The sequence below is a fragment of the Paenibacillus qinlingensis genome, from assembly GCF_031455095.1.
Taxonomy (GTDB): Bacteria; Bacillota; Bacilli; order Paenibacillales; family NBRC-103111; genus Paenibacillus_E; species Paenibacillus_E qinlingensis_A.
On record NZ_JAVDSB010000008.1, the window covers coordinates 107,929 to 121,763 of the forward strand.

Here is a 13,835-nt window from a genome sequence, read left to right on the forward strand (position 1 = left end):
ATTTTACGCCAAAGTACGTTTAATTTCAGCAACTTGTGCGAAAAATTGTTCGTCATTTAACGCGGGTGTCATCTCAGAATCGTCTGGAACCGAAACGCCAAGCTGTATCCATGACTTGCATCCAATGTAGGCCTGTTCGATCTCAATTTGAAGCGGCTGTTGAAGCGTATAGACCCGTAGTAGCATTATATGCAGGGGGTTTTTACGTTTCCACTTCAAACGCTCTTCCGTAAAATTTTCCGTCCAAATGTGAAAAGGATACAGCAGATTCAGCTTTTCCTGATCGCTCACTTCGATATCTTCAACCACGCGGGCAAAAGAAGTGATGGTCACGTGTGTATCTTGCGCACTCCAATTCACTAAAGTTTCATCGATAATTCCCTGAAACTCTTCTTTCAACAATGTTTTTCTCTGGTGCTCGTAGGTTGGATACAGAAAAAAATCATTCGATTCCACCTGGAAATCTCTCGTCTCTTCAACAATACCTCCCTTGCGCATAATAAAAATTTGCGAGCCAGCTTCTAACGCATTGACCGCAGACGCCCATTCCTTTAACGCCTTCCCCTGTCCCATAACGCCCACTCCTAGTTCTCCTCATTAATCCATCTATTATAAATAAACTTTGTATGCAAAACAAATGGATTTGACATTTTACAGGAAAAATAAAAAGGAACAGCCCAAAATTCAGGCCATTCCTTCTCCTTATTTCGCCGAATCCTTATCATACGCAGGCTGCATTCGGGAAAACTGTTCTTGATTATGTTTCATTGGATGGGGATCTTGGGTGCGATCTGGCGTATCAGCCTGATAGGCAAGAAGCAATAAAAGAATGCAGGCTGCCACGGCAAATATGAATTTCATCCACTCCACATCCTTTGACCCTGATTAGTCTCTAGATTAACTGAATAACATTAGGTGAATATTCGAGGGTAGTGAAGATTGTGTAAATCTATCACCCAAGAAATGATTGCAGCATCCAGCGATGCTTTTCTAAGGATGTTTGAATCGCTAGCAGCATATCCGATGTCGTATCATCACTGGCTTCTTCACAGATCTGCATGCCTGCCTTTAACTCTTGCGTAAGAATGGTGAAGTCTTCAATAATGGCTTCAACCATTTTCGTAGCGGTCTCCGTACCTAGGGCTTCTTTCAAAGAAGAAATCTCTAAATAAGCTTTCATCGTGGCGGCAGGCTGTCCTCCAATGGCTAGTAAGCGTTCAGCCAATTCATCGACATGCAGGGCAGCCTCATTATAAAGCTCTTCGAATTTCACATGAAGTGTGAAAAACTGATTTCCTTTTACATACCAATGAAAATTATGTAGTTTTACGAACAGTAAATTCCAATTGGCGATCTGTTTATTAAGAACAGCTTGAATCGATTGCGTGGATACTAAGGTTGCGCTCGTCATCTTAATCCTCCTCATGTTGCCTGGAAATTGTCCTTGTACATGCTAATTTACGTTTATTTGGGGGATTTTATGTAAAATAAACGACATTTCTGAAAAGTGTATTTCATGCGGATACATTTTGACTTATACTAGGTAAAGACTTATTAATACTCAGTAAATTAGTTGGAATTAATTCCAATCACTTATAGGAGGCTCGAATATGTCCACTTATCATCCGTTATCGGAAGCGCAAGCCATTGAATACGCGCGCCAAATTCCGCAATTGTTCCAAGCTGGTGCTGATTTGACTAGCCAAGAAATCGGGGATGGGAATTTAAACCTCGTATTTCGCATAACAGAAGCGGCTACAGGAAAAAGTATTATTTTGAAACAAGCACTCCCTTATGCCAAAGTTGTTGGTGAATCTTGGCCACTGACACTAGACCGTGCCCGCATTGAGAGTGAAGCTTTGATTATCGAAGAGGGGCTTGTACCAGACCTTGTCCCGCATGTATATGCCTATGATGCTGATCTAGCACTCACCGTCATGGAAGATTTGAGCGATCATGTAATTATGCGTAGAGGACTGATCGAGGGTAACCAATACCCGCTATTTGCTGAGCATATTGGCCGTTTTCTAGCTAACACGTTGTTCTTCACTTCGGATTTAGGGAAAAACCAACAAGAGAAAAAAATTCAGATGGGTCGTTTTAACAACCCTGAACTTTGCAAAATCACAGAAGATCTAATCTTCGATGATCCCTATCGTGATTCAGAAACGAACAACATTGAAGCGCCTATCCGTGATGCGGCGGAACAGCTTTGGGCAGACAACGAACTTCACTTCGAAGTTGCGATTCTGCGCAACAAGTTCCTGACTTCAGCACAAGCTCTCTTGCATGGCGACTTGCATACAGGCAGTATTTTCATCAAACCGGATTCCACCAAAGTAATTGACCCAGAATTCGCTTACTATGGCCCGATGGGCTTTGATATCGGTGCTGTTCTAGCCAACCTCCTTCTTAACTTTGCAGCTCAAGAAGGATGGAGTAAAGATGCAGCAAGCCGTTCCGCTTACCGCGCTTATTTGACGCAAACAGTGAAGGATGTATGGACGCATTTCGAGCAAAATTTCCGTGCATTATGGAACGAACAAGGGGTAGATCGTGTATTTGCTGCTCCAGGTTACCAAGATTATTTCATTGCCAACTTGCTTCGTGATACGGTCGGATTCACCGGTGCCAAAATGGTACGTCGTGTAGTCGGTCTTGCCCATGTCGCAGATATCGATAAAATTGAAGACGCTGCAGCAAGAGAGCGCGCGCAACGATTGGCTTTAGCCATCGGGACGGCGGCTATTCGAGCGAATCGTCAAGCAACATCCATTGATGAGCTTATTACCATTGCAACACGAGCAGCAGAAAGAGGTTATGTACTATGACAACAACGAATAACGTGGAAAATGAAGTGCAAGGGGCTTTGCAGTCCTTGCGCTGGAACGGCCAGCAGCTAGATTTGCTGGATCAACGACTGCTTCCGGAGGAGATCGTGTATTTGCCGCTGGAGACACCAATTGAGGTGTGGGAAGCGATTCGGCACTTAAAAGTGCGCGGCGCTCCTGCGATCGGGATCGCCGCCGCGTATGGGGTGTACCTCGGCATCCGCGGCGTGGATGCTGCGATTGATGGGCTTCTGGCGGAAGTCCAGAAGCAAGCGGACTATCTGGCGACATCGCGTCCGACAGCGGTGAACTTGTTCTGGGCACTCGATCGCATGCGGGCGAGAGCAAGTGCTTTGGCAGCCGAAGCCGTGAGCCCGGATGCCTTCAAAGCTGCGCTTCTGACAGAAGCGCAAGTCATTCAGGCGGAGGACGAAGACACCAACCGCCGTATTGGCGAACATGCGCTCACGCTGTTCGAGGATGGGTTTGGCGTGCTGACGCATTGCAACGCCGGCGGTTTGGCTACAGCCAAGTACGGCACGGCGCTAGCGCCGTTCTACTTGGCGAAGGAACAAGGGCTGAACATCAAAGTGTTCGCCGATGAAACTCGCCCCGTGCTGCAAGGTGCGCGGCTGACAGCCTTTGAACTGCAGCAAGCGGGCGTTGACGTCACGCTGATCTGTGATAACATGGCCGGCGCGGTCATGGCCAAGGGCTGGATTCAAGCGGTCATCGTCGGAACGGACCGCGTGGCGGCTAACGGCGATGTTGCCAACAAAATCGGCACGTACAGCGTTGCTGTGCTGGCAAAGGCGCATGGCATCCCGTTCTATGTGGCAAGTCCGTTGTCCACGATCGACTTGAACACGCCGACTGGCGGCGATATCCCGATTGAGGAGCGCCACGAGGACGAGATCACGCAAGGCTTTGGCAAACGCACAGCGCCTGTAGGCGTGAAAGTGTTTAATCCTGCTTTCGACGTGACACCCAATGAGTATGTGACTGCGATTATCACGGAAAAAGGAATCGTTCAAGCACCTTATACGGAAAATTTGCGGAAGCTTTTTGAATAGAGCTCGGAAGTCGATTTCTAGGACTTACCTCCATGGGAATAGTTGGAAAGGTCCAGTTAAATTCTCGATTTTCAGCTAAAATAGGAACTTAGATGGAAAAACTCCAGTTAAATTTCGGCTTTCTGCTTCCTTTGCGGACATAGCCTGAAAATAACTGGAGTTTTTCCTGCTAAACCGAATTTAGCAGGTTTATTACTGAAAATAGCTGGATGTTTTCCAGTTATTTGGTATATGAAGCACAAAAAAGAAGCTCCAACGTAGTAGATTCCACGTTGGAGCTTCTTTGAGTTGCTCGCGGTTTTACATGGTGCTGACTTGTTGGAGCAGTTTATTTTCGCGATAGGCGTTTGGCGTTGTGCCATGCGCTTTTTTGAAGACATAGTGCAAGTAATTGCTAGACGTAAAGCCGCTGCGCTCCGCTATTTTCTCCAGCGTCAAGGTCGTTTGCTGCAGCTCGCTGCATACGAATTTGAGGCGAACTTGTTCCAAATACTCGCTAAACGAAACATCCGCCTTTTCCTTGAAAATCCGCTGGAGCTGCCTTGAACTGATCTGTACGCGTTCCGCTACCCCTTCCAAAGTAAGGGGACGGCGGAAATTATCTGCAATGAATTGAACCGCCATGTGATAACGATAGCTTTTCATATCGCGGGCAGGCAAGTTCACTCCCTGTTGTTCCGGCTTATAGGCGCTAACCGTTCTTAAGAGCATCTGGAGGATGGACTGTTTGATAACCGTGTACTGACCTAGTTGGTTGTTTCTCCAGGCTTCATACGCGACGAGGAAACATTTCATCGCTTCGTGACGATCAACAGCCGGGATTAAGGGAAGATGGCTTAGCTGCCCGATACAGGCTTCCGCTTCTGCGATCTCCCACTCCTCTCCCCAACCAGGGGCAGAGCTGGCCGTGGAAGCACCATCCTCATAGTCCGCTAGCTTCACTATATCCACATGGAGACACAGCTCGCCCATCGCTTCATGTTCATCTGCTTCTTGCCGATGAATAACACCAGGCGCTGTGACGTAGAGCAGTCCTTCATGAAGGGGATGTGTAATCCCCTCCAGAATAACTCTGCCTTTACCACTGGGGATATAGTGAATCTCGTACTCCGAATGCTGATGATAATTCACGACAGCGCCTGGAGGAAAGGAAGTCAGGTGACAACGCAATACGCGAATGCCGTAGGCTCCCCAACGAAAACTTAACTCTAGGCGATCTAAAGCCATCGGATTTTCAAGCATAGGTTCGAAGTAAAAGGGTTGACTCATGAGGATAAACACCGCTTCCTATCCAGGATGTGAGCTTTATTTTTGCAAAGAATCTAATCTGACTTGGCCCTTGTTTGCAACGGATAGATTAGAAGCTTCCATCAGCTTCGTTAAGTCCACAGCTAGCCCGATATTCTCAGTCGCTTTGGTACCATTTTGAATATGAGCTACCCATTGGTCAAATGCACTCGGGTTTGCTTCTGGCAGCGACTCGTACGCCACCCATTGTCCTGTAGCTTCCTCTAGCTTGTTCGTACGTAACATAACACGGCCATCTTGTTCCGAATACAAGACACTACCTGCTGTTCCGTGAACTTCAATGACGAAAGGCGAGAAAGCATTCACAAAGCCAGCTTCAACTATTCCCAAAGCACCGTTCTCATATTGCAGCAGCGATACAGCATTATCTTCAACTTCTCTTCCTGTCACATAACCATAAGAAGCGCTTACAGAGACAGGTAATCCTAGGAAAAGACGGTTGAGATACATCGGATGACAGCCAAGATCGATGAGTGCTCCGCCACCACATTGCTCGGCGTTATAGAAATGCTGCGGCAACCAGCCGTTCGGATTCGCCGAAGTTGAAATTCCGCCATTATGAGAAAGACGTGTACGAACAAGCGTAATTTCGCCTAACAACTCTTTGGCAATAATTTCTTGAATGGCTAGTGTAGAAGGTGAATTCAAACGTGGTAAAGAGACCGTTAGCGTTACGCCTGCTTCTTCCACAGCTGCGAGAATCTCGTTCACTTCACGAAGTGTAGGAGCAATAACTTTCTCTGTGAAAATATGTTTACCTGCTCTTGCAGCAGCGATGATTACATCTCGGTGAAGGTTGGTAGGTGTATCTACAACAACAGCTTCGATTTCTGGATTCGCGAGTAACTCTTCAAGACTTGCGTAAAAAGCCACACCGCGTGCTTCAGCTTCTTGCTGACCTCTCTCCACAATCTCGTCCCAAATTGCAACAATCTCTGTATTTGGGTTCTCGTTTACCTGTTTAGCATAATCTTTTGCGTGTACATGCCAGAAACTCAACATTGCTACTTTCATCTTTAATAACCTCCAAATAAGTGACTTGGGATCATTGTATCATGGGCTATGAAGCGGTTAAATTCCGAATTAGTGACAGATCAAGGTGCAAAATTGCGACATACTTGTATTGATGTTCTTACACGAAGATTATGATAGAATCGCTGGAACGTCAAGCATTATCTTAAAGTTGATAATTCCTATTTGTTTAGTATACAATTAAGGGATTATTGTTCATCCCCTGAAAGGAGTTCATTCCCTATGTTATTTACCCCCTATACGATAGCTGGCGTCACGCTCAAGAATCGGATCGTCATGTCACCGATGTGTATGTATGCTTCTGATGATTCAGGTGAAGTCAAAGACTGGCACCATGTTCATTACGCTACACGAGCCGTCGGCCAAGTTGGACTTATCCTATTAGAAGCAACAGCAGTCACTGCACAAGGACGAATTTCGACGCGGGATTTGGGCATCTGGGAGGACGCGCATATCGATGGTTTAAAGCGCATTGTCTCTTCCATCCATGGACATGGTACTCATGTGGGCATTCAGCTCGCACACGCAGGCAGAAAAGCCGTCCTCGATACACCCATCATTGCCCCGTCCTCCATCCCGTTCTCAGATACGTTCAAAACACCTGATGAAGCTACACTGACAAACATTCATGAGACGATTCAAGCATTCGCTGACGCGGCTGATCGTGCCAAGCAAGCGGGATTTGATGTCATCGAAATTCATGCGGCACATGGCTATCTCATTAATGAATTCCTATCTCCCTACTCAAATCATCGTCAAGATGCATACGGCGGTGATCAAAATAGGCGATTCCGCTTCTTACGTGAAACGGTTCAGGCAATTCAAACCCGGTGGGACGGTCCGTTGTTTGTCCGGATTTCGGCCCATGAGTATGTGGAAGGCGGTCTTACGCCACAGGATCATGTCTATTTCGCGACGCAGCTCAAAGAGCTTGGCGTTCATCTGATTGATGTCAGCTCTGGCGGCAATGCACCGATAGTTCCACACTTTTTCCCAGGTTATCAAGTGCCCTTCGCCGAAGAAATCGGCACCCAAGCTGCGATTCCTGTTGGGGCAGTCGGACTCATCACAGAGCCGCAGCAAGCGGAAGAACTTCTTCAAAATAACCGCGCCGATCTTGTATTTCTAGGCAGAGTGCTATTACGCGACCCATATTGGGCTAGATCAGCTGCGCATGCCTTACGCGTAGAACTCGTGCCTCCTACTCCTTACCAGCGAGGCTGGTAACAAAAACAACCCCACATGGATTTTTCAGAATCCCAGTGGGGTTGTTTGCTATACGTTATTTGGAGACAGCAACCGTATGATAATATTCTTCCATTGTCACATTTTTCGACTGAATTTCCTTCGCAATATCAGTCCCTACATATCGCAAATGCCAAGGCTCATATTGATAGCCTGTAATGGCCGCTTTTCCTTGTGGATAACGGATAATATAACCGTACTCAGCAGCATGCTTCTCGAGCCAAACGGCTTCCTTCGTTCCGCCAAAGCAGTCTGACGCCGCGCATTTGCCATTACTTCCTGCTACGTCAATAGCAAGTCCTGTTTCATGCTCACTCGTTCCCGGCACGGCGCTGTAGGTTTTAGCCTTTTCTTCACCATCTTTTTTCACATAGCTATCAAAAAGTGATTTCTGTGTTGCATACGAACGATACGCAGAAACACCTGCTAATGGAACGCCATCTTTGGCCGCTCCAGCGAATAGCTTCTCTATAGCTGTTGCTGCGACTTGGCGCATTTTGCGCTTATCAATTTTCTCGGAAAAAGTAAAAGCAATGTTCGGATACACAAGGTCTGTCGGCTCATAGCTCGCTGGCAGCGAGTTCTGTTTATTAACCAGCACGGTAATACTTTCCGGTTTGGCAATCACTTGAACTGCGCCATTCTTAGTTGGCGTAGTGCTGGGAGCAGGTGAAGTCACAGGAGGTGAGGATGGCTTCACAGTAGCCGTAGCCGCCGGGGAAGTAGTTGCTGGTGTCGTTGGTGTAGTACCACTCGGTGAAGCCGTAGGGCTTGTTGTCACACTAGTTGCAGGTGTGGGGCTAGGAGAAATCGTAGAGGTTCCTTCATTCTTACTCCCACAACCTGCCACAATCGTTAATGCCAATAGTATGGCGATGGATACGTTCATTTTGATTTTCATGTTGGTTATCAATAGTCCTTTCATTTCGTGTCGTCATGCCTCTTAGAGGGTGAAAAAAGCTTTTCAAAATAATAGACAGCGATTCGGATCAAAAAGTTTCATTCTCGCTATTCTTATACCTCAACAAAAAAAGGCTGCATTTAGGTTGAGCTCCTAAATCGCAGCCTTCTCATATTTTATGCGGAAAAAGTTATCGTTTCAAGTTTACTTCTGACTAGCAACGATCGCTTGCTCCAAATCATAGATAATATCCTCAATGGCTTCTGTTCCGACGGATAAACGTATAAGTCCTGGTGAAACACCTGCTGATGTTTGTTCCTGTTCATTCAATTGCGAATGTGTTGTGCTTGCTGGATGAATAATTAAGGACTTGGAATCGCCTACGTTGGCCAAATGTGAGAATAGTTCCACGGCGTGTATCAGCTTTTTGCCTGCTTCGATGCCGCCTTTGATGCCAAAGCTTAGAATGGCGCCTTGTCCTTTTGGTAAATATTTCTTCGCTAGGGAATAGGACGGGTGACTTTCAAGTCCTGCATAGCTAACCCACTCCACAGACTCATGAGCTTCTAAATACTGAGCTACTTTCAACGCATTGGCACTGTGACGCTCAAGACGAAGATGCAACGTTTCTAGGCCTTGTAATAATAAGAATGAACTGTTCGGGGACAAAGATGCTCCCAAATCTCGCAATAGTTGCACGCGCGCTTTGATAATATAGGCAATCGCACCAACTGCTTCTGTGTAAACAACACCGTTATAACTCGGGTCTGGCGTCGTCAAACCTGGGAATTTGCCACTTGCTGCCCAATCAAACTTTCCTCCGTCTACAATAACACCACCGATGGTCGTACCATGACCTCCGATAAACTTGGTCGCTGAGTGCACCACAATGTCAGCGCCATGCTCGATTGGTCTAAGCAGATACGGACTAGGGAACGTATTATCTACGATAAGCGGAATGCCATTCTCATGCGCAATCGCCGCAACAGCTTCAATATCCAAGACGTCCCCTTTGGGATTACCAATGGATTCCGCATAGATGGCTTTCGTTTTGTCCGTAATCGCTGCCCGGAAATTGTCAGGATTACTAGCATCTACGAATTTCACTTTGATCCCTAATTTAGGCAATGTATTGGCAAATAAATTGTATGTACCACCATATAAAGCGGAAGCCGATACGATTTCATCTCCAACTTCGGCAATGTTCAGAATCGAAAATGTGATTGCAGCTTGACCGGATGCCACAGCAAGCGCTGCTGGTGCACCTTCGAGTGCAGCAATACGTTGTTCAAATACATCGGTTGTCGGATTCATAATTCGTGTATAAATATTGCCGAATTCCTTGAGTGCAAATAGGTTAGCGGCATGCTCCGTGTCGTTAAAAACATAAGACGTCGTTTGATAAATGGGAACCGCTCGTGAATTAGTCGCAGGATCAACTTTTTGACCTGCATGAATCGCTAGTGTTTCCGGTAAGTGTTTACGTTCAGAATTGGACATGAGCATGCCTCCTAGGATTATGTTTCGTTTGTCGAGCGATTTAGAAATAGCAGTAAAATTAATTCCTACTGGAATAGTATGTTATAATTTTAATGGCACTTTCTTCCTAAAGTCAAGCTTTATCCTGTGGCAGAAGTATAATCCGCCCATTCTCCATTTCCACCCGCATTTTATTCGTACCTGCAGCGCCTATGGACTCTAGATAGTTCGCCGGAATCTGCAATCTGCCTGCCTTGTCAACGACCGCATATTCAACATGAGAATCTTCTTCTGACGAAATTATCCCTTGCTCAAGTTCCAGCAATTCCTCTTGATAGGATTTGCGTCGTAATATTTCGGAGGAGGTTTTGCCATCTCGAATCGCGACTACACGATCTACTTTCTTCGCCAGAAGCGGATCATGCGTTACAATGACGACCGTCAAGCCGAAGCTGCGGTTCAACTCACGAAACAGGTCCAGAATCTGGTTCGCCATCTTCGTATCGACGGATCCAGTCGGTTCATCTGCAAGCAACAACCTTGGCTGATTAGCTAGCGCTATCGCTATCGCAACGCGCTGCTGCTCACCGCCAGAAAGCTCATTGAGCTTATTATTTTTCCGATGGCTCAAGCCTACAGCCTCCAATAAATCCAGCGCACGATAACGCTTGCGCCGGCCCTGCAGAAGGATCGGCAATTCCACATTTTCCATGGCCGTCAAATAAGGAATCAAGTTCCGCGCATTATTTTGCCACACGAAGCCCACGGTTTCCCGTTTGTATTTTACCAAATCCGCTTCCTTAAATTTCAATAAATCTTTCCCATCCACACTGAGATTACCAGCTGAAGGACGATCGAGCCCACCAAGCATATTAAGCAGAGTCGACTTGCCACTACCGCTATTGCCGATAATAGCCATTAATTCTCCCTCTTCAATATGAAGGTCAAGCCCTTGCAGAGCAACGACTTCAAGATCAGCCGCTTTATATATTTTAACTAGATTTTCACAATGAATCATGCTTAATCCTCCCCAAGCTTAACGGCTTGATGAATCTTAATTCTGGAGAGCATCGTGCCGAGAAGTAATAATCCAATGCCAATCATGATGATCACAATGACATATAAATGAAGCTGATCTTGCGGATCGAAACGGACTTGAAAGGGCGGTACTTGACTCGATGAATCGAACGTTAATTGGAATAAGGGAACGAACAAACGGCTGGCTGCATTTCCCGTTATCATGCCAATGATCACCGCTGCACCCGAGGTTAGCAGTTGCTCGGCAACTAGCATCCCAATTAATTGCCTGAAAGATATCCCCATGGCACGGAGCACACCAAATTGTAGAATCTGCCCGTACAAAGAGAGCAGCCAGTACAACAGAAAGCCAATGAAGCTGATACTTATCGCGATCAAAAAGCCGAGCGTCATTACACCATTCACAGCCAGCTGGAAGGGGTCATTCTTCGAACGAATCACCATCATATTCGTATCTACTAAACGCGTGACCGACATATGTTTCTGTTCCAACAATTCATACAAAGCTTGGCTTGTCATGTCTGGCTTCAGTTTTAACCACACATCATATGGCTCTACCGCAAGATTATTTTGGATGAACGATAGATGACCAATGACCAGTTTCGGCATGTCCACTTTCGTTGGCTTCGTGGAAGTTGAACTGCTTGTCGAGCTTGAACTTGTCGGCGCAGCCAAAACAGGATTCGGATTCCAGCTAGGCCAATAATCAATAATGCCATAGACGACAGAGGTAGCTCCCTCCACATCATTCCAACCAATCCGAACGACATCGCCTACTTTCGCTCCAATTTCATCAGCAATCGATCTCGAGATCAGCACGGCTTTGGAATCAGTCGCTAACACGTTCAAATACTCATAGAAATGATGATCTAGCAGCTGGTCCCTGAACCAGGCTGTTCGTCCGAAATCATCTGTATCAATCCCCATGAGCGTAGTTTTTTTCGTATCTTTGCCTAGTGCGATATAGGCGTCCTGTTTCTTAAACACGCGAGCCGCTGATTCTACCCCTGTCAGTTGTGAGAACGGCATAAACGGGGGCTCTACGTATTGGACGCGTTTGTTGCCTCCACTTGCGCTGCCTGATGCGTTCGCTTCACCAGCAGCCCCTGGCGGCCCAGACTGTGGGGGAGGGGCATCGTTATCCCATGTCGTTTGGAGAACAATATCGGCACCGTTTTTATAATGAATTTTCTCTTCTACATTCTTGTTCATCGTTCTGGCGGCACTGGCACTAAAAATCCCTGTTGCTAGCGTCATAATAATAAAAAGCATGATGAATTGATATTGTGTCGTGGATCTGCCCACCTGAAGCAACGTAGAATACAAGTAAGGCGGCCACCATTTTCGCCCAATGATATAAATGAGTTGAATAATCCACGGGTAAATCCGCAACACCACAAGCCCCAATGCGAAGATAAAAATGGCGGGCACCACGAATAGAAGCGGATCTACCTTCATATCCATAGAGTCCAAGCCTAGCGCGACCAGATCACCCATTCTTCGATTAAAGCTTTGTAATAAATACATGGAAACAGCCAGTAGAACGACATCCAGATATATTTTATGGACAAAAGAAAGCTTATTCTTCCTTGCTAGCGTTTGCTTATGGCCAACGATACTTACACGCGTAGCTAAGACCGCAGGAATGAGTGTCATCCCTACGGAGGCAACAACTGCAATGACACCGTATTGATACGCCTCTCTATTCAGCTTCACTTCCATCGCAGCGCGTTGGACAAATGATAGAAACCCATTCGAAGCCCCTAGAATTTGTGTTAATTGAAGTCCCAGTAAAGGCCCTACAAGCAGTGCAATGCCTCCTAGTAATATACCTTCTATCACATACCCCAATAGGATTTGCGTTCGACTAGCACCTCGACTTCGCAGAACGGCAATCTCTGTTTTCTGTCTTTCCGTTATCAAATTAGCAACCATGAATAAATAGAAAGCAAGCAAGATGCTAACGGGTACATTCAAGGACCAGAGTAAAATGCGGAGCTTTTTCTCTTTGTCATCATACGTGGTTAAGGTAACGATCGTTTGATTAAACGACTTGTAGGTCTCCAAATGATTCCAAGCGTATTCCTCCATTTGTGCATTGGCCGTGATGTATGTATCTAGTCCTTCTAATTTTAATTGATGATAATCTAAGGCATAATTCCAGTACGTTAATTGATCAATAAACTTGCTGCCCTTCGTTAATTCTTGCTCAAATAAGGAAGCAGGTATGAAGAATCTTGAACTCAAATCCGGCATTGTATTCGTCGTCCAGTAGACATCAGCAAGATCTGCGCGATCAATAACAGCTACGGGTTTGATGCGAATATTTCTATTCTGTTCCTCGCTCTTAACTGTCACTTCATTGCCAAGTACGATTTTCAACTTCGTTAATAGTTCAGGAAATACCCATGCTTCATAGACGCCATCTACGAGCTTAGCCCCAGGCATCACACCATCTACCAAGCGTATGTGCTTTTCCAAATCTGTCATAGCAGTGATTTCGCCATATCGTTTCTCTTTCGGATCAACTTTGCTTGGGTCGCTAGGCGTAAGTTCAAAAGTCTTGGTGCTGCGCGTAATCGTAGACTGAAGAATGGGCAATCCGAATTGCTTAATGTGCTCCGACATATACGCTTCTGCATCACGCATACGATTAGCGCCATCTTTAACCTCCGTAAAGAAGGCATGATTGTTCACTAATCCAGGAAATCTCTGTGTATCTGACTGCTGAACTTCCAAATCTTTGATCAGCATACGTTGCAAAATGGCATGTGTATAAATCGGCATTGAGCTAGCTAGCGCAACGGAAATAATTAACCCGATGAGTAGGCTTAGCTCTAACCAACGGTTTTTGGCCATTTTACGGAGAATCATCAGAAATAAAGCCATTGCAATCCTCCTACAAGTTTGGCTTAAGCAAAACTAGCC

The 13,835-nt window shown here is 46.0% G+C and carries 12 protein-coding genes; 3 read left to right on the plus strand and 9 right to left on the minus strand.

The window, feature by feature from the left end; translation table 11 throughout:
- Positions 1–3 precede the first annotated feature (3 nt).
- From J2736_RS20620 to J2736_RS20630, 3 genes are all read right to left on the minus strand, one after another.
- The gene (locus J2736_RS20620) at positions 4–573 is read right to left on the minus strand and encodes a DUF1802 family protein (RefSeq protein WP_310500468.1); all 570 of its coding nucleotides are present in this window, start codon (positions 571–573) and stop codon (positions 4–6) included.
- Between the two features lie 129 nt (positions 574–702).
- Positions 703–861 (minus strand): hypothetical protein, encoded by a 159-nt coding sequence (locus J2736_RS20625; protein ID WP_310500469.1) that lies wholly within the window; start codon positions 859–861, stop codon positions 703–705.
- Positions 862–952: 91 nt separating this feature from the next.
- The gene (locus tag J2736_RS20630; protein WP_310500470.1) at positions 953–1,411 is read right to left on the minus strand and encodes a Dps family protein; all 459 of its coding nucleotides are present in this window, start codon (positions 1,409–1,411) and stop codon (positions 953–955) included.
- Between the two features lie 199 nt (positions 1,412–1,610).
- Here J2736_RS20630 and mtnK point away from each other — a divergent pair, with 199 nt between their 5' ends.
- Positions 1,611–2,831 carry an S-methyl-5-thioribose kinase gene (gene mtnK / locus J2736_RS20635; RefSeq protein ID WP_310500471.1) on the plus strand — a complete coding sequence of 407 codons (1,221 nt, stop codon included), beginning with the start codon at positions 1,611–1,613 and terminating at the stop codon, positions 2,829–2,831.
- Complete coding sequence (mtnA, locus tag J2736_RS20640; protein WP_310500472.1) at positions 2,828–3,904, plus strand: S-methyl-5-thioribose-1-phosphate isomerase; 1,077 nt, start codon at positions 2,828–2,830, stop codon at positions 3,902–3,904. The genes mtnK and mtnA overlap by 4 nt, the downstream gene beginning before the upstream one ends.
- Before the next feature lie 300 nt (positions 3,905–4,204).
- Here mtnA and J2736_RS20645 read toward each other — a convergent pair whose 3' ends face one another.
- On the minus strand, positions 4,205–5,173 hold the full coding sequence (locus J2736_RS20645) for a helix-turn-helix domain-containing protein (protein WP_310500473.1): 969 nt from the start codon (positions 5,171–5,173) through the stop codon (positions 4,205–4,207).
- Between the two features lie 36 nt (positions 5,174–5,209).
- Positions 5,210–6,226, minus strand: coding sequence for a Gfo/Idh/MocA family protein (locus J2736_RS20650; protein WP_310500474.1), 1,017 nt, complete (start codon positions 6,224–6,226; stop codon positions 5,210–5,212).
- Between the two features lie 240 nt (positions 6,227–6,466).
- Here J2736_RS20650 and namA point away from each other — a divergent pair, with 240 nt between their 5' ends.
- A complete protein-coding gene (namA, locus tag J2736_RS20655; protein WP_310500475.1) occupies positions 6,467–7,471 on the plus strand; it encodes an NADPH dehydrogenase NamA in 1,005 nt (334 codons plus the stop codon).
- 55 nt (positions 7,472–7,526) lie between these two features.
- Here namA and J2736_RS20660 read toward each other — a convergent pair whose 3' ends face one another.
- From J2736_RS20660 to J2736_RS20675, 4 genes are all read right to left on the minus strand, one after another.
- On the minus strand, positions 7,527–8,390 hold the full coding sequence (locus J2736_RS20660) for a M15 family metallopeptidase (RefSeq protein ID WP_310500476.1): 864 nt from the start codon (positions 8,388–8,390) through the stop codon (positions 7,527–7,529).
- A gap of 204 nt (positions 8,391–8,594) precedes the next feature.
- A complete protein-coding gene (locus tag J2736_RS20665; protein ID WP_310500477.1) occupies positions 8,595–9,890 on the minus strand; it encodes a homocysteine synthase in 1,296 nt (431 codons plus the stop codon).
- Between the two features lie 112 nt (positions 9,891–10,002).
- A complete protein-coding gene (locus J2736_RS20670; RefSeq protein ID WP_310500478.1) occupies positions 10,003–10,887 on the minus strand; it encodes an ABC transporter ATP-binding protein in 885 nt (294 codons plus the stop codon).
- 2 nt (positions 10,888–10,889) lie between these two features.
- Positions 10,890–13,796, minus strand: coding sequence for an ABC transporter permease (locus J2736_RS20675; protein ID WP_310500479.1), 2,907 nt, complete (start codon positions 13,794–13,796; stop codon positions 10,890–10,892).
- Between the last annotated feature and the right edge of the window lie 39 nt (positions 13,797–13,835).